Origin of the sequence: Sphingomonas colocasiae, assembly GCF_019880585.1 — a bacterium.
In the GTDB taxonomy this organism is placed as follows: domain Bacteria; phylum Pseudomonadota; class Alphaproteobacteria; order Sphingomonadales; family Sphingomonadaceae; genus Sphingobium_A; species Sphingobium_A colocasiae.
This window is the reverse complement of record NZ_JAINVV010000003.1, coordinates 350956-367389: the sequence shown is the minus strand read 5'-3', so window position 1 is coordinate 367389 and position 16434 is coordinate 350956. Positions and strand designations below refer to the sequence as shown.

The 16434-nt window shown below is 67.0% G+C and carries 16 protein-coding genes and 1 tRNA gene; 8 read left to right on the top strand and 9 right to left on the bottom strand.

Going from position 1 to position 16434, the window contains the following annotated elements; translation table 11 throughout:
• Positions 1 to 13: 13 nt before the first annotated feature.
• The 4 genes from K7G82_RS05370 to aroA form a co-directional block, all read right to left on the bottom strand.
• Positions 14 to 1411, bottom strand: coding sequence for a cytochrome c family protein (locus K7G82_RS05370; protein WP_246623284.1), 1398 nt, complete (start codon positions 1409 to 1411; stop codon positions 14 to 16).
• A 261-nt stretch (positions 1412 to 1672) separates the two neighbouring features.
• Complete coding sequence (gene rpsA / locus K7G82_RS05365) at positions 1673 to 3394, bottom strand: 30S ribosomal protein S1 (RefSeq protein ID WP_222988804.1); 1722 nt, start codon at positions 3392 to 3394, stop codon at positions 1673 to 1675.
• A 205-nt stretch (positions 3395 to 3599) separates the two neighbouring features.
• Complete coding sequence (gene cmk, locus K7G82_RS05360; RefSeq protein ID WP_222988803.1) at positions 3600 to 4235, bottom strand: (d)CMP kinase; 636 nt, start codon at positions 4233 to 4235, stop codon at positions 3600 to 3602.
• Positions 4232 to 5569 (bottom strand): 3-phosphoshikimate 1-carboxyvinyltransferase, encoded by a 1338-nt coding sequence (gene aroA / locus K7G82_RS05355; RefSeq protein ID WP_222988802.1) that lies wholly within the window; start codon positions 5567 to 5569, stop codon positions 4232 to 4234. Before aroA ends, cmk begins: the two co-directional genes overlap by 4 nt.
• 140 nt (positions 5570 to 5709) lie before the next feature.
• Between aroA and K7G82_RS05350 the strand changes: the two genes are divergently transcribed.
• The 3 genes from K7G82_RS05350 (at position 5710) to K7G82_RS05340 (ending at position 7001) form a co-directional block, all read left to right on the top strand.
• Complete coding sequence (locus K7G82_RS05350) at positions 5710 to 6039, top strand: FYDLN acid domain-containing protein (protein WP_222988801.1); 330 nt, start codon at positions 5710 to 5712, stop codon at positions 6037 to 6039.
• Positions 6040 to 6197: 158 nt separating this feature from the next.
• Positions 6198 to 6273: transfer RNA gene (locus K7G82_RS05345), tRNA-Ala, on the top strand.
• 158 nt (positions 6274 to 6431) lie between these two features.
• The gene (locus tag K7G82_RS05340) at positions 6432 to 7001 is read left to right on the top strand and encodes a VOC family protein (protein WP_222988800.1); all 570 of its coding nucleotides are present in this window, start codon (positions 6432 to 6434) and stop codon (positions 6999 to 7001) included.
• Positions 7002 to 7102: 101 nt separating this feature from the next.
• Here K7G82_RS05340 and K7G82_RS05335 read toward each other — a convergent pair whose 3' ends face one another.
• From K7G82_RS05335 to K7G82_RS05315, 5 genes are read right to left on the bottom strand one after another with little or no spacing between them, the layout of a single operon-like run.
• A complete protein-coding gene (locus tag K7G82_RS05335) occupies positions 7103 to 8398 on the bottom strand; it encodes an MFS transporter (protein WP_222988799.1) in 1296 nt (431 codons plus the stop codon).
• Positions 8388 to 9650 (bottom strand): acetyl-CoA hydrolase/transferase family protein, encoded by a 1263-nt coding sequence (locus K7G82_RS05330; protein WP_222988798.1) that lies wholly within the window; start codon positions 9648 to 9650, stop codon positions 8388 to 8390. Before K7G82_RS05330 ends, K7G82_RS05335 begins: the two co-directional genes overlap by 11 nt.
• Positions 9647 to 10465 carry an HpcH/HpaI aldolase/citrate lyase family protein gene (locus K7G82_RS05325; RefSeq protein ID WP_222988797.1) on the bottom strand — a complete coding sequence of 273 codons (819 nt, stop codon included), beginning with the start codon at positions 10463 to 10465 and terminating at the stop codon, positions 9647 to 9649. Before K7G82_RS05325 ends, K7G82_RS05330 begins: the two co-directional genes overlap by 4 nt.
• On the bottom strand, positions 10462 to 10917 hold the full coding sequence (locus K7G82_RS05320) for a MaoC family dehydratase (protein ID WP_222988796.1): 456 nt from the start codon (positions 10915 to 10917) through the stop codon (positions 10462 to 10464). The genes K7G82_RS05325 and K7G82_RS05320 overlap by 4 nt, the downstream gene beginning before the upstream one ends.
• Positions 10914 to 12446, bottom strand: a complete 1533-nt coding sequence (locus K7G82_RS05315) for an acyl-CoA dehydrogenase family protein (protein WP_222988795.1) — start codon at positions 12444 to 12446, stop codon at positions 10914 to 10916. Before K7G82_RS05315 ends, K7G82_RS05320 begins: the two co-directional genes overlap by 4 nt.
• A 171-nt stretch (positions 12447 to 12617) precedes the next feature.
• Between K7G82_RS05315 and K7G82_RS05310 the strand changes: the two genes are divergently transcribed.
• Genes K7G82_RS05310 through K7G82_RS05290 form a run of 5 tightly spaced genes read left to right on the top strand, consistent with a single transcriptional unit; the run spans position 12618 to position 16369 of the window.
• A complete protein-coding gene (locus tag K7G82_RS05310) occupies positions 12618 to 13589 on the top strand; it encodes a thiamine pyrophosphate-dependent dehydrogenase E1 component subunit alpha (RefSeq protein ID WP_246623344.1) in 972 nt (323 codons plus the stop codon).
• Positions 13586 to 14578, top strand: coding sequence for an alpha-ketoacid dehydrogenase subunit beta (locus tag K7G82_RS05305; RefSeq protein ID WP_222988793.1), 993 nt, complete (start codon positions 13586 to 13588; stop codon positions 14576 to 14578). Before K7G82_RS05310 ends, K7G82_RS05305 begins: the two co-directional genes overlap by 4 nt.
• Positions 14579 to 14589: 11 nt before the next feature.
• Complete coding sequence (locus K7G82_RS05300; RefSeq protein WP_222988792.1) at positions 14590 to 14829, top strand: biotin/lipoyl-containing protein; 240 nt, start codon at positions 14590 to 14592, stop codon at positions 14827 to 14829.
• A complete protein-coding gene (locus K7G82_RS05295; RefSeq protein WP_222988791.1) occupies positions 14826 to 15506 on the top strand; it encodes a 2-oxo acid dehydrogenase subunit E2 in 681 nt (226 codons plus the stop codon). Before K7G82_RS05300 ends, K7G82_RS05295 begins: the two co-directional genes overlap by 4 nt.
• Positions 15503 to 16369 carry an SDR family NAD(P)-dependent oxidoreductase gene (locus K7G82_RS05290; protein ID WP_222988790.1) on the top strand — a complete coding sequence of 289 codons (867 nt, stop codon included), beginning with the start codon at positions 15503 to 15505 and terminating at the stop codon, positions 16367 to 16369. The genes K7G82_RS05295 and K7G82_RS05290 overlap by 4 nt, the downstream gene beginning before the upstream one ends.
• Positions 16370 to 16434: the final 65 nt, after the last annotated feature.

Sequence of the window (16434 nt, the reverse complement as noted above, 5' to 3'; positions counted from 1 at the left end):
GGGGGAGGCGACACTATCTCAACGTCCTGATCGTGCGGACCGCGCCGCCCAGAGCGCGGCGGAATTCGAGCGGACGATAGTCGTTGGGGTCGCGCACCGCCGCATAGGCGCGGTTGATGTCGGCGCGGATGCTGCCCGCCGCGCCGCCGTTCACCTGGCCGGCATTGACCAGCGCGTTGAGTAATGTGTCCACCGCCATCACCGCCTGGACGCTCCCTTCATAATCGGTGAAACGCGGGCTGATCGCTTCGCTCGCGATCGTCTCGATGATCGCGAAGGTCTGGTCGCGGCCGAAACCGGCGGACGAGAAGGTCGCGGCCAGCGCGGTCGTGCTCGCGCGCAGCTTCGCCGCCGCAGCAACCGCCGTCGCGCGATCCTGCGCCAGCCCGGCATGGAAGGCGCGGCTGTCCGCGTCGAAGCGGCTGGCCATGCCGGGGGCGGCGACGCGTATGGCGGCGGAGAGCATGATCATGCTTTCGTCGTTGAAGGCGGGCATGCCTTCGGGGATCGGGCGGGCGGGATTGCGTATCCCGGTGCGGATCGCCTCGTCCCCGTCCTGGATGCGGCGATGGCAGGTGTGGCAATCGAAGAAATAGAATTCGGGGAACACGCCTTCCTGCCCGAGACGGGGATTGGCGTAGAGGTTCAGCGCACGTTCCAGCGCCATCGCCTGGCCGACCGCCCAGAAACGCACATTGTTGGTCCGGCCCTTGCGCAGCGCATAATCACCATCCTCGTCATGATGCTGCTGCAAGGTCGAGAACAGGTCGAGCTCGAACGAGATGCGCGGATGGCCGGCGGCCATGATCCGGTGATTGACGAACTGCCCCTGGTCCGCGCTGCCGAAATGGCAATCGAGGCAGACCGAGGCGCGGGTGCGGGGATCGTCGAGCGCGGTCATGCCCAGCGCGACGTTGCGCTTGTGATTGGCGCCGACCGCATAATGGGCGGAGATCCAGCCCGATGCCGCGCCGTGGCAGCTTTCGCAGCCGACGCCATCGGCCGCCTGGAAGCGCGGGCCGCGCGATGCTGCGGGGGCGGAATGGCAGCCGAGGCAGGTTGCCGATGCGGTCGCGTCGCCGATGCCGAGCCGACCCGCGATGGCCCGGCTCCGCGCGTTCGAAAGAATGCTGAAGGCACGGCTATGCGCGCCGCCGGGCGTGGAGGGCTCCTGCCAGCGCATCAGTTCGTCCTGGCGGACGATCCTGCCGTCAGCCTCCTGTCGGCCATGGCAGGTCGATCCGCTGCACGATGCCACGCCCAGGAACGTGCCGCCGCCGGGCGCCGCGGCGGTGGCGGGCGGCGTCGCCGGCCACAGGCCGAGCGCGAGCGCGAACGCCGCCATCGCCGCAAGCAGCAACAGCGTGGCCAACGCCACCACCCGGTTTTCAGTGAACCCCCTGTCACCCATTCCGCAACGCACCTCCGCTGCCGGCGCGATGGCCGGAGTGCCCTCGTCAGCGATGCGACCCCTTTTCCGAGTGTTTATGTGCGCTTGCCGGCGGCTAGGCAAGCTGATCCGAGGTTCGGCGCGGCGTCCACGCTCGATTTGCGGCATGTGTGCAACACCGGGTTCGGTGGGCGCGAACACTAAGAAAAGGGGCGGGGAAACCGAAGTTTCCCCGCCCCTCATCGAACTGCCCCGGCCGTCGCCGGGACACTCCGATATCTCTTACTTCTTTTCTTCGGTGCGGGCCTTGAGGGCCTCGCCCAGAATGTCGCCCAGCGACGCGCCCGAATCGGACGAGCCATACTGCGCAACCGCCTGCTTCTCTTCGGCGATCTGCATCGCCTTGACCGAGAAGGTGGGCTTCTTCGAACGATCGAAGCCGGTCACCATCGCGTCGAACTTCTGGCCGACCTGGTAACGCTCCGGACGCTGCTCGTCACGGTCGCGGCCGAGATCGGTGCGCTTGATGAAGCCGGTCGCGCCATCGTCGCCCGCCTGGACCTCGAGGCCGCCATCGCGGATCTCGAGAACGGTGACGGTGACGACCGCGTTCTTGTTGAGGTTCGAACCCGAAGTGGCCGAAGCGCCGCCGATGGCGGGCGCGCCCTTTTCGAGCTGCTTCATGCCCAGCGAGATGCGCTCCTTCTCGGCGTCGACGTCGAGAACGATCGCCTGAACGGCCTCACCCTTGCGGTGCAGGTTGAGCGCGTCCTCGCCCGAGATGCCCCAGGCAATGTCGGACATGTGGACCATGCCGTCCACATCGCCGTCCAGGCCGATGAACAGGCCGAACTCGGTGGCGTTCTTGACTTCGCCCTCGACGACCGAACCGATCGGGTGGGCAGCGGCGAACGCTTCCCAGGGATTGGTGATCGCCTGCTTGAGGCCGAGCGAGATGCGACGCTTGTCTTCGTCGACCTCGAGGATGATGACTTCGACTTCCTGGCTGGTCGAGACGATCTTGCCGGGATGGACGTTCTTCTTAGTCCAGCTCATTTCGGAGACGTGGACGAGGCCCTCGATGCCCGGCTCCAGCTCGACGAACGCACCATATTCGGTGATGTTGGTCACGCGGCCAGACAGCTTGGCGCCGACCGGGTACTTGGCGGAAGCGCCATCCCACGGATCGCTCTCGAGCTGCTTCATGCCCAGCGAGATGCGCTGCGTCTCGCGGTTGATGCGGATGATCTGCACCTTCACCGTGTCGCCGATGTTGATCATCTCGGACGGGTGGTTGATGCGCTTGTAGCTCAGGTCGGTGACGTGGAGCAGGCCGTCGATGCCGCCCAGGTCGACGAACGCACCGTAATCGGTGATGTTCTTGACGACGCCTTCGATCACCTGGCCTTCGGCCAGCGTCTGGATCAGGCCCGAACGCTGCTCGGCGCGGGTCTCTTCCAGGATGGCGCGGCGCGAGACGACGATGTTGCCGCGGCGGCGATCCATCTTGAGGATCTGGAAGGGCTGGGGGATGTCCATCAGCGGGGTGACGTCGCGGACGGGGCGGATATCGACCTGCGAGCCGGGCAGGAACGCCACGGCGCCGCCGAGGTCGACGGTGAAGCCGCCCTTGACGCGACCGAAGATGACGCCTTCGACGCGCGCGGTTTCGGAGAATTCGGCTTCCAGCTTGTCCCAGGCGGCTTCGCGGCGTGCGCGGTCGCGCGACAGCATCGCTTCGCCATGGACGTTCTCGACGCGGTCGACATAGACTTCGACTTCGTCGCCGACCTTCAGATCGGCCTTCTGGCCCGGCGCCGCGAATTCGCGCAGCGGCACGCGGCCTTCGGACTTGAGGCCCACGTCGATGACCGCGAGATCGTTCTCGATCGCGGTGACGGTGCCCTTGACGACGCGGCCTTCGAAGCTTTCGCCTTCGCCGCCGAGCGATTCATTGAGGAGGGCCGCGAAATCGTCGCGGCTCGGAAATGCCGTAGAGGCCATATATGCTTCCTGTCTTCCATTTTTCCGGCCAGCCGGTTGTATCCGGCGGTCTTGACCAGAACCGCCGCACAGGCCCCATGCCGGTGCGGCATCCCGTGAACGAACGGCACGCCGACGCCCTGAGAGGGAAAAGCGAAAAGGGCGCGGGGAACGAGTTCGGCCTTGGCCGAACCAGTCTTCGCGCCGTCTTCTTATTCTCTCGTGATCAGCTCGCCAGGCGTCTGCCGATCCGGGCGTCCACGAGCGCGATCGCGCGCTGGACGGCGGCGTCTATAGAGAGATAGCTGGTATCGAGCAAGTCCGCGTCGGGGGCGGTCTGCATCGGGGCGATCTCGCGCCCGGCATCGCGCCGGTCGCGTGCCCGGATATCGGCCAGCACCGAATCGAGGCTCTTGAGGCTGCCGGCCTTCTGCATCTCGGCATGGCGGCGGCGCGCGCGCGTCTGCGGCGTCGCGGTGACGAACAATTTGGCGTCGGCTTCGGGCGCGATCACCGTGCCGATGTCGCGGCCGTCGAGCACCGCGCCGCCGGCCTGGCGCGCGAAGTTGCGCTGGCGCTGGATCAGCGCGGCACGGACAAGCGGATGCGCGGAGACGATCGAGGCGATGCGGCCGGTCTCCTCGCCCTTGAGCGCGGGCTCGTCGAGCAATCGGTCCTCGAACGAACAGGCGGCCAGCGCATCCTGCTCATTCTCCGGATCGCCATGCGCCGACATCAGATTATGCGCGACCGCGCGATAGAGCAGGCCGGTATCGAGATGCGGAAGGCGATAATGTTTGGCGAGCGCGCGGGCGATCGTGCCCTTGCCCGACGCCGCCGGGCCGTCGACGGCGATGATCATGCCGCCTCCGCGCCCAGCGAGGTCATGAGCGTGGTGAATTGTGGGAAGCTGGTTGCGACGGGTGCCATGTCGTCGACAATGACGGGCTGGCGCGAAACAAGTCCAGCGACCGCGAAGCTCATTGCGATGCGATGATCCAGATTTGCGGCGATCGTCGCGCCGCCGGCAAGCGGATCGCCGCCGGTGCCTTCTATCACCATGCCGTCCGGGAGTTCCTCGACGCGCGCGCCGATCGCGGACAGTCCCTCCGCCATCACCGCGATCCGGTCCGATTCCTTGACGCGCAACTCGTCCAGCCCGCGCATGACGGTGCGGCCCGATGCCAGGGCTGAGGCGACGAACAGGATCGGGAATTCGTCGATCATCGACGGTGCGACCGAGGGCGGAACCTCGATTCCACTCAGCGGCGAATGGCGGACATGGAGATCGGCGACGGGTTCGCCGCCGACGACGCGCTCATGCAGCAGCGCGATATCCGCGCCCATTTCGCGCAATACGCCGATCAGCCCGGCGCGCGTCTCGTTGATGCCGACATTCTCGATCACCACATCGGATCCCGGCACCAGCAGTGCCGCGACCAGCGGGAAGGCGGCGGAGGAGGGGTCTCCGGGCACGGTGATCGCCTGCGGCCTGAGCTCTGCTTCACCGGTCAACGCGATGATGCGAGCGCCGTCATCGTCTTCCGTCACCTCAAGTGCTGCGCCGAATCCGCGCAGCATGCGTTCGCTGTGGTCGCGCGTCGGCACGGGCTCGATCACGCGGGTGGTGCCCGGCGTGTTGAGCCCGGCCAGCAGGATCGCCGACTTCACCTGCGCCGAGGCGACGGGCAGGCGATATTCGAGCGGCACGGCGGGGCACAGGCCGCGCACCATCAGCGGCAGCCGGCCGCCGGGGCTGGCGGTGAACTCCGCGCCCATCAGGCCGAGCGGTTCGATCACGCGGCCCATCGGACGTTTCGAGAGCGATGCGTCGCCGATGAAGGTGGCGGTGATCGGATGGCTGGCGACCAGCCCCATCAACAGGCGAGTCGAAGTGCCGCTATTGCCCATGTCGAGCGCTTGTCCGGGCTGGAGCAGCCCGCCGACGCCGACGCCATGGATGCGCCACAGTCCGTCGTCGCCGCGCACGATATCCGCGCCCATCGCGCGCATCGCCGCGGCGGTGGCGAGCACGTCCTCACCCTCCAGCAGCCCGCTGACGCGGCTTTCGCCGACCGCGAGCGCGGACAGCATCAGCGAACGGTGCGAGATCGACTTGTCGCCGGGCACGCGGATGCGGCCGCGAAGCGCGCCGGGCGCGGAAAAGGACGAAGGCGAGGGCGCGGCGGCGTGCATGGTTTTTCCAGGATGGGGATAGAGAAATCGTCGCGGCTTTTGACAGCGGCGTCCCGCTATGGCAAGGCGCGCGACGATTGGCGGGCGGCCGGCTTCGGTGGGCCCGCTTCTTTCATTTTACTGGAGGTTAGAGGCGGCACATGGTGAAGCCTGAATGGGGCACGAAGCGGACCTGCCCGAAATGCGCGACGCGCTTCTACGATCTGACCAAGGACGACCCCGTCACCTGCATCGAATGCGGCAATGTGTGGGAGCCCGATCCTATCCTGAAGTCGAAGCAGCCGCTTCCCTATGACGTTCCCAAGAAGGAAAGCGACACCAAGAAGGATGTCGATTCCGATCTGGTCGACGACGATCTGGATCTGGACGTCGAAGAGGATAGCGATTCGCCCGACGACGAGGTCGATCTGGGCGGCGACGACGATCTGGGCGTGGTCACGTCCGACGACGACGACGACGGCAATAACTGATCGGACGGGCGATGTTCCGATGCATCTTGCCGATCCGGTCGGCGCATGCATCGGAACCTCGAAAAAGGTAAAATAAGATAGTTGCAAAGCGCGCGAAGCCGACATAAAGGCAGCGCCTCACCGCCGCAGCCCCCCAGGGCACGGCGCGAAAAATGGACGGGGCCGTAGCTCAGCTGGGAGAGCGCTACAATGGCATTGTAGAGGTCAGGGGTTCGATCCCCCTCGGCTCCACCATTTTTCCATACGTCCGATTCAGGGCGATCCAGTCACCGAAAATCGATTGTCCCGAAAGGGGCTGTGTAGCGGGCACTGCTTTCCGCGCCTTGCCATGCTAATGATTGCCGCGAAGACTGAGCGGTGTTGGAGCCCGCTCAATTCGAGGGGGAACGCGCATGACAAAGCCGGTCAAGTTCGCGCATGTCGTGTATCAGACGCGCCGTTTCGACGAGATGATCCAATGGTATCAAACGGTGTTCGAGGCGGACATCGTCCATCGCAATCCCGCGCTGGCCTTCCTGACCTATGACGACGAGCATCATCGCTTCGCCTTCGCCAACCTCTCGCTGTTGAAGCCGGACGGCGAGAATATCGGCGAACGCGGCGATATCGGCGTCAATCATGTCGCCTATACCTATGCCGACGCGGGCGAACTGATGAAGACCTATGCCCGGCTCAAGGCCGCTGGCATCCTGCCTTACTGGCCGGTTCACCACGGCATCACCCTGTCGCTCTATTGTCGCGATCCCGATGGCAACAGGATGGAATTCCAGGTCGATTGCGGCACTGTGGAGGACGCGAACGCGTTCATGGCCAGCGAGGCGTTCGGCGCCAATCCGATCGGCATCGATTATGATCCCGACAGGCTGCTGGAGCGATATGAGAGCGGCGAGAGCGTGGACCTGCTGGCGCAGCGACCCGCAGGGCCGATGTCCGATATTCCGCCGGAACATGGGATGACCTGATCCGCGGCCGGCGAAGTGCCGGCCCACCGAATCGACCGGGGCCGACAGCGTCGTGCCGAATCGCTCATATCGCTCTCTGAAAGCGGGCGTGCTGCGCCTCGTCAGCTCTCGCCCTGTGCGGTCAGGTCCGCATGCGGCCGCGCCGCTTTCCAGAACAATATGGCGGCGATCGGCGCGCTGGCGAGCGCGACGGTCGCCAGCGACCAGCGCAGTCCGTCCGTTCCGAAGACATTGTCGGTCAGCAGCGCGATGGTGAGGGGACCGAGCGCCATGCCGAACAGGCCGATGAGCAGATAATAGAGCGCCGCCGCCATGCCGCGATGCGCGCTGGGCACCGCGGACTGCATCGCCGCGATCGCCAGGCCGCTGGGCACGGTGTAGGTCAGCAGCGCGGGGGCGAACCACAGCAGCGCGATTGTAGGCGTATGCGAAGCGAAGGCGAAGGCCATCAACGGGCCGGTAAGGGCTGCGGCGATCGCACAGGCGATCAGGCCCGGTGAGCCGAAGCGACGAGTGAGGCGTGCCGCGAATGCGGCGCCGGCCAGACCGCCGCCGCCGCCGAAAACGAGCAGGACGAGCCCGTATTTCAGCCCCACTTCGGCGGCACCCATTCCATAGCTGCGCATGAAGAAGGCCGGCACCCAGGCGAGCAACCCATAGGCAAGGATCGCGTAAAGGACCATCGCGGCGATGAGCGGCAGGAAGACCGCCCGATGCGCCAGAAGGTGACGCCAAAGCTCGGCGGACGTGCTTTGCGGGCCTTGGCGCGTGGCGCGGGGCGGCTCTGCGATGGTGAGGGCAAGCGCGGAAATGCTGAGCCCGCCAAGGCCGACGATCAGGAACACTGCCTGCCACGATGCGATCGGACCGATCAAGGGAATGTCCACCCGTGGCGATTGGGCGACGGCGGCGACGACCGCGCCGCCGAGCAGCAGCGCCGCGCCCGCGCCGATGCTCGATGCGGCGGTATAGACGCTCATCGCGAGCGCGCGGTTTCGTGGCGGAAAGCTGTCCACGATGAGCGAGACCGCCGATGGCGGCAGCACCGCTTCGCCCGCGCCGACGCCGATGCGCGCGGCCAGGAACTGGCCGAACGAGCCGGCAAGCCCGCAAGCGGCGGTGGCGAGGCTCCATATCGCGCTGCCGGCTGTCAGCAGCCATCGCCTCGGATAACGATCGGCCAGCCAGCCGCATGGAAGCCCGAGCACAGTATAGAGCAGCGCGAACGCCATGCCCTGGAGCAGCGCGAACTCGGTGTCGGTGAGTTGCAGGTCCGCCTTGATGGGTTCGACGAGCAGGCCGATGATGACCCGGTCGACGAACGAGACCAGATATGCGGCGAACAGCACCGCCACCGTCCACCACGCCGCACGGGGGCTGGGCATATCAGTCGACATCGGTACGGTCTTCTCCGGCGGACAGGGGGTCGCGGAAGGCCGGCGCCGCGATCGCGATCAGGCGGCGGCGGCGTTCCGCCTCGCCGCAACCGGCCAGTTCAGCCGCCCCATATTCGGTGACGACGATATCGACATCGGCGCGCGAGGTGGTGACGCGCGGTACCGGTGCGGCGCTGATCGTGCTGCGTCTGCCGTCCGGGCTGGTCGCGGCGAGCGCGATGATGCTGCGGCCGCGCGTGGCGATCGTGCCGGCGCGCGAGAATTCTGCCTGGCCGCCGATCGCCCCCACATGGCGCCGGCCCGCCAGTTCGGCATTGACCTGACCGTAAAGATCGACGCCCAGCGCGCCGTTGATCGCGACGAGATTGTCCACCTCGGCCGCTCGGCCATGCGTGGTCTCGATCCCGGCCAGGTGGAGGGCGGCATTGCCGCGAACGAAATCGTAAAGCGCCCGGTCGCCCATCACCGCGCCGAAAACCGCCCTTCCAGGAACGATCGGCTGATGCTTGCCGGTGGCGACCCCCTGTTCGATCAGCCGCGCCAGGCTGGGCGAGAGCAGCCCGCTGTGAATGCCCAGGTCGCGCCGGTCGGCGAGTTCGCGGCAGATCGCTTCGGGGATCGCGCCGACGCCGAGTTGAAGCGAGGCGCCGTCGCCGATGAACCGCGCCGCATGGCGCGCGATCGCTTCGACGGTTCTGCTGCCTGCCGCCGCCGGCAATTCGGGGGCGGGGCGTTCGCTTTCGATCATGATGTCGATTTCGGAAGCCGCGATGGTTTCGCCCGGAATATAAGGCAGGGCGTGATTGACCTCCGCGATCACCAGCCGTGCCGATCGGATCGCGGCGGGCAGGTGCATGGCGGTCAGGCCGAACGAATGCCGCCCGTCGGGGCCGGGCGGCGACAGCGCGACCGCGACGACGGGCAGGTTCAACGCCCCGCGCGCCACAAGAGCGGGAACCTGACCAAGGCCGATCGGCAGGATATCCAGTACGCCGGCATCCGCCAGCTTGCGGGTCTGGCCGAGTGCGCCATAGCTGCTGAAGGCCAGCGTATCGGCATGTTCGGGGCGAAAGGTTCCGGCCAGCGTCATGCCCAGAAAGACGCGGATATCGCGCAACCCGTGCCGTGCGGCGACAAGGCTTTCCGCGAGCGTCAGCGGCTCGCCCGCACCTTCGCCGATCATGACCGTCTCGCCCGGCTTCAGGATCCCGGCCCAGTCGATCGCGTCGGCATCGGGCAGGCGCCGGGTCATGTGGCGGCTCCGGCGATTGCGCGCGCCTGGCGCAGCAGCGGTTCGTCGACCATCCGGCCCTCGAACGCGATCGCGCCCAGCCCCCGCGCCTTGGCTGCTTCATAAGCGGCGATCAGCCGCGCGGCCTGTTCGACGGCCTCGGGCGCCGGCCGATAGGCGGCATTGGCCCGCTCGACCTGCCGGGGGGTGATGCACATCTTGCCGGTATAGCCCAGGTCGCGGCCCGCTTCGGCATCGGCGTCGCAGCGCGCATCGTCCCGCATGTCGATCGTGACGAGATCGAGTGCGGGCACGCGCGCGCGGCGCGCGGCGAGCGCGACCTGCGAGCGCGCATACAGGACTTCGAGTCCCTGGGCGGTGCGGCGCCCGCCAAGGTCCACGACATAGTCTTCGGCGCCGAAGAAGACCCCGAGTTGCGCGGCGTGCGCGATTTCCGATGCGGCGAACAGGCCGGCGACCGATTCGATCCCCGCGAGCACCGGACGGCCGGTGAGGGTGGCGGCACGTTCCACCTCTTCCCCGCTTTCCGCCTTGGCGAGGATGATCCCGTCGCAACCGCAATCCGCCGCGGCCGCGCAGTCGGCGCCGAAGTCCGGCGTATCCGCGGCATTGACCCTGACCCAGACCGCCGTGCCGGCTGCTGCCCGCGCGCGCGCCGAATGGACGATTTCATCGAGGCGGGCCCGCGTTTCCGGGCGCGCGACGGGGGCGAGGCCGTCTTCCAGGTCGATCGCCACCGCATCGGCGGGCGCGCGATCGAGCTTCGCGATGAAATCGGCGCGATTGGCGGGCACGAACAGCAGCGAGCGGATCACGATGCCGGCTTGCCCTTCATCAGGGCCGCACGCTCGCACAGCGCGACGAGTTCGTCGCGCTGGTTATAGGCCTGATGGACGAAGGTGACGATGCCCTGGCCGGGACGGGAGGCGCTTTCGCGCTTGTCCTTGACCGTCGTCGTCACCCGGATCGTGTCGCCATGGAAGACGGGCTTGGGGAAGCGCACATCGGACATGCCGAGATTGGCCACCGTCGTGCCGAGCGTGGTGTCGTTGACGGTCATGCCGATCATCAGCCCCAGCGTGAACAGCGAATTCACCAGCGGCTGGCCGAATTCGGTGGTCTTCGCGAACTCGAAATCGATGTGCAGCGGCTGGACGTTCATCGTCAGGTTCGAAAAGAGCATATTGTCATATTCGGTGACGGTGCGGCGCCAGGGGTGATCGAACACCTGCCCGATCTCGAATTCCTCGAACCAGAGCCCGCTCATCGTGCGGCCTCCGCGAACAGGGCGTTGGCGATGGCGAGCGCGAGCCCGTCTTCATGTGCGCCCGCATCGGCGACAGCGCGGTCGAGCGCATCGATCGCCGCGCCGCCGCCCGTGCGCTGGATATTGCCGATGATCGCGCGCGCCGCCGCGAGGGCGAGGTAGAGCTGCGCATCGCCCGGAGCGACGGTTTCCGCCGCTTCCAGCGCCATCGCGCTTTCGGCAAGGCGGACCTGGAAGGCCGGCTGCTGGGTGCGCCCGTCCACGGATGCGGCGGCAAGCCAGGCCTCGTAGCAGTCGCGGGCACCGGCGAGCAGTGCCGTCGCGGGGCCGTCCACCGCGGTTCCGCGCGATCCGCCCGCTGCGGCGCGCTTGGCCTCCGCCTTGCCGATGATCGAGCGCTGCACTTCGGAGGCGCCTTCGTAGATGGTCGTCGGGCGGACCGCGCGGGAGAGCATTTCGATCTCCTGCCCGACGATCACGCCGCGCCCGCCATGGATCTGCTGGGCTTCATAGATGATCTCGACGGCGGCTTCGGTCGAAAAGGCCTTGGCGATCGCGCCTTCCACCAATGTGCTCCGTCCCGAATCCCGCATCGTCGCCGCGCGGTTGATCAGGGCGCTGCCGCCCTGGATCAGCGCCGCCATGCGGCCGAGCTTGAGCCTGATGCCCGGCAGGTCGGCAAGCGTGCCGCCGAATGCCTGACGCCCGCCCGCGAAACCGAGCGCCAGATCCAGCGCGCGGCGCGCCATGCCGATCGTCGCGGCGCCGACCGACGGGCGGAAGATCTCGAGCGTGCCGAGCGATGCGCGCAGCCCGTCGCCGACCTCACCGATGCGCTGGCTGTCGGGCAGGCGGCAATCGTCGAAATCGAGATAGCCGATGGCGTGCGGCGCCTGCAGGTCGATGCCGCCGCGCGCGGTGAAGCCGGGCGTGTCCTTCTCGACAAGGAAGGCGGTGACTGAACGCTTGTCCTCCTCGCCGCCGGTGCGCGCGAAGGTGATGTAGACATCGGCATCGGGTGCACCGGAAATGAACATCTTCGATCCGTTGAGCACCCAGTCGTTGCCGTCGCGATGTGCGCGCGTCTTCATGCCGAGAACGTCGGATCCGCTATGCGGCTCGGTCAGCGCGAACGAGAACAGCGTACGGCCGGCGGTGAGGCCGGGCAGATAGCGGGCATGTTGTTCCGCCGTTCCCATGCGGACGATCGCGCTGGTGCCCAGGCCCTGGACCGCGAAATGCGTGTCGATCAGCGCATCGTGATAGCCGAAGCGTTCGCGCAACAGGCACAGGATCGCGGAATAGCGATCGACCTGACCTTGGCCGCCATAGCCCTCGGGCAAGGCCAGGCCGAGAAGATTCTCCGCCGCGATCGCTTCGATCAGCGGGCGGCAGGTGACGGCGTGGTCGCTCCAGCCGTGCACGATCGGCAGCAGCGTCTCTGTGCACAGCCGATCGATGCGCGCGACGAGCGCGGCATCGGACTCGCTGTGCGGCGCCTCGCCGGTCGTGATGGTGTCGGCTTGCATTGATTCAATCTCCCTAGCGTTTGGCGAATCCCGCCCTTGGGGCAGTACTTGACAGGGTTTAGGGCACATACTACTCAGTAGGTCAACGGATTTCGACGCTGTTGCGAAATTCCACCAGCCCCCGCATGGACGGGGAATCCTGAAGAGAGGGGAGTGTTCGCCTTGCCGCCGATGACCGACGAGCAGCTTCTTCACGTCTACCGAATCATGGAGCGTGCCATCCTGCTGGAGCAGGCGGTGTTGCGCCTGATCGAGGATGGCAGCGCCCGATTGCTGCTCCATTCAGGGCGTGGCCAGGAAGCGATTGGAACCGGCGTCTGCGCGGCGCTGCGTGACGACGACATGTTGTTCTACAGCCATCGCGGGCTGACCCAGTTGCTGGCCAAGGGCATGGCGCCTGGGCCGTTGCTCGGCGATTTCCTGGGGCGGACGAGCGGGGCGACGCGTGGGCTGGGTGCCGGCATCGTCCATGCCGTCGATCATTCGCTGGGGCTGATGGGGTCGAGCGGTACGCTCGGCGGCGGTTTCGTCCTGTCGGCGGGGGCCGCGCTCGGCGCCCGCCGATTGGGCGACGACCGCGTCTCGGTGCATATCTTCGGCGAAGGATCTGCCAATCGCGGCACCTTTCACGAGGCGGCCAATGCCGCGGCGCTCTGGAAGCTGCCGATGGTGTGGCTGTGCGAGAATAACGGCCTGTCGGTCTCGGTCGCGCATCGCGACGCGACCTCGATCGAGGATGTCGCGGATCGCGCCGGGGCCTATGGCATGCCGTCGCGCATCGTCGACGGGCAGGATGTCGAGGCGGTTTACGACGCCGTCGCCGAAGCCGTGGCACGCGCGCGGGCGGGCGACGGGCCGACGCTGATCGAGGCGAAGACGCTGCGGTTCCGCGGCCATTATGAGGGCGATCCGCAAACCTACCGCAGCAAGGAGGATATCGCCGCCGCGCAGCAGCGCGATCCCGTGCGGATCGTCGCGGAGAAGCTGGCCGCGCGCGGCATCGCCGGCGACCGGCTGGGCGCCATCCGAAACGAGGAAGCGGCGGCGATGGAGGCGGCGATCACCCAGGCACTGGCGGCGCCCAAGCCCGGGCCGGAACGCATTCACGAAGGGCTGCTGGCACCCAGGGAGACGGCGGCATGAGCGGGATGAAGACATTGAGCTACCGCGCCGCGCTGCGCGAAGCACTGATCGAGGAACTGGAGCGCGATCCGCGCGTGTTCGTCATGGGGCAGGATGCCGGGCCGTTCGGCGGGGTGTTCGGCGTGACCAAGGGGCTGACGGAGATGTTCGGCGCCGATCGGGTATTCGATACGCCGATCTCGGAAGCGCTGATCGTCGGCGGCGGCGTCGGGGCGGCGCTGGCGGGCGCACGTCCGGTAGTGGAACTGCAATATGCCGATTTCGCGCTGATCGCGATGGACGAGATCGTGAACAAGGCGGCGAAATGGCGCTATATGCATGGCGGCGGCCAATCGGTGCCGCTCGTGATCCGCGCGCCGGAAGGCGTGGTCGGGGGCCTGGGGCCTGAGCATTCGCAATCGCTGGCGCAATATTTCTGGAGCAGTTTCGGCCTCAAGGTTGCGATGCCGGCGACGCCCGCCGATGCGAAGGGTATGCTCAAATCGGCGATCCGCGACGATGATCCCGTGCTCTTCCTCGAGAACAAGTCGCTCTACAACCGGCGTGGGCCGGTGCCGGAGGGCGAACATCTCGTTCCCCTTGGCGTCGCTTCGACCTGGCGGCGCGGGGGCGACGTGACGGTTGTCGCGTGGTCGCGCATGGCGACGGTCGCGGCGCAGGCGGCGGAAACGCTGGCGGGTGCGGGTATCGAATGCGAGATCATCGATCCACGCGGCATCAGCCCGTTCGACCTCGATACGATATTGGAATCGGTCGACCGGACCGGACGGCTGGCGGTGGTGCATGAGGGGCCGGTGACCGGCGGGCTTGCCGGCGAACTGATCGCACAGGTGGTCGAGCGCCGGTTCGCGGCGCTCAAGGCGGCGCCGGTGCGTATTGCCGGGGCGGATACCTATGTGCCGCAGAACCAGGATCTGGAAGGGCTGCTGACGCCCGACATCGAAGCGGTGTCAGCCGCGATCACCGCATTGGCCCAGGCCGGACGATAAAGGAAATGGCGATGTTCGATATCAAGCTCACCAAACTCGGCCAGACGATGGAGGAAGGCACCGTCGTCGGCTGGCTGAAGCAGATCGGCGAACGCTTCGAGGTCGGCGATCCGCTGTACGAATGCGAGACCGAAAAAGCGGTGGCGGAGGTCGAGGCCACGCGTGCGGGCATATTGCGCGAAATCCTGGTCGGCGAAGAGGATGTCGTGCCCGTCGGCACGGTTATCGCGCGCGCTGACGACGTCGAATGAGCGGCGCGGTCGAACGGCTGAGCGGCGTGCGCAAGGCGATGGCGGGCGCGATGGCGCGAAGCTGGGCCGAAATCCCGCATTTCGCGGAGATCGTCCAGATCGACGCCAAACCGCTGCTCGACCGGCTCGCGAAACTGCGCGCCGAGCCGGCCGGTGACGGCGGCCGCGCTTCGGTCAACGACCTGATCGTGCATGCCGCGATCGCGGCGCTTGCGGAGATGCCCGCTTTCAGGGGCGTGTTTCGCGATGGCGCGATCGAGCGCCCGGCGGATCCCGCGATCGCCTTCGCCGTGGCGACCGATCACGGCCTGATGACACCCGTCATCCGGGGGGCGTGCGATCTGGCTTTTCCCGAACTCGTCGCGCGCATCCGCGACCTGAGCGATCGCGCGCGCGCGCGTCGCCTGGCGCCGGAGGAGTTCGAAGGCGCGGTGATGACGGTCTCCAATCTCGGGACGCTGGGGATCGACACCGGCTTTCCGGTGATCAACCATCGGCAGACGGCCTTGCTGTTCGCCGGCGCGATCGCGGAACGGCCGTTCGTGATCGACGGACAGGTCGTCGCGCGGCCGACCATGTATCTGACGCTCGCGGCGGACCACCGCATCATCGATGGCGTCACCTCCGCGCAATATCTCGGAAAGCTGCGCGCCCTGTTGGAGAGGAACGAAGCATGAGCGGCGTATCGGGCAAGGTGGCGATCGTGACCGGGGCAGGGCAGGGGCTCGGCCGTTCCTATGCGCTTGCATTGGCGGCAGCGGGCGCGCGCGTCGTCATCAACGATATCGGCGAGACCGATGGCGTCGCAACGGCGGAGCGTGTCGCGACCGAGATCCGCGCTGCCGGCGGCGAAGCCGTGGCCAATCTCGACAGCGTCGCCCGGGCAGAAGGCGGGCAGGCGATCGTCGCGACGGCGCTCGACAGCTTCGGGCGCATCGACATCCTGGTCAGCAATGCCGGGATCGAGCGCAACCAGTCCTACGCCAAGTCGAGCCAGGCCCAGTGGCATGACGTGATCGACGTCCATCTGAACGGCACGCATAATCTCTGTCACGCGGCCTGGCCGCATATGCTGGCGCAGCGTTTCGGCCGGCTGATCCTCGTCACCTCGCCGTCCGGATTGTGGGGCAATTTCTCGCAGGCATCCTATGCGGCGGCGAAGATGGGCATCATCGGCCTGGCCAATGTGCTGGCGATCGAGGGGCGTTCCAAGAACGTGCTCGTCAATTGCCTGGCGCCGATCGCGACGACGCCGATGTCGGCGCATCTGCTTTCGCCCGAACTCGCGGCGCGGCTCGATCCCGATCTCGTCGCGCCCGCCGTGCTCGAACTGGCCTCCGATACGCTGGAAACGACGGGCGGCATCTTGGTGGCCGGCGGCGGCTGGTTTTCGTCCGCGCATATCGCGATGTCGCCGGGCATTCATCTCGCCGCCGGCGACACCTTGTCCGCGCATTGGCCTGCCGTCATCGATGGCGCCGCCGCGACGCCGGGCAGGGCGCTCGACCCCGAAACATTGCAGAAAATGTTCGTCGGCTGACGGTTTCCTGCTTGCAACCTACTGCGTAGTATGTTGAGTGCGTGAAGGAACAAGGCAGGAAGGAC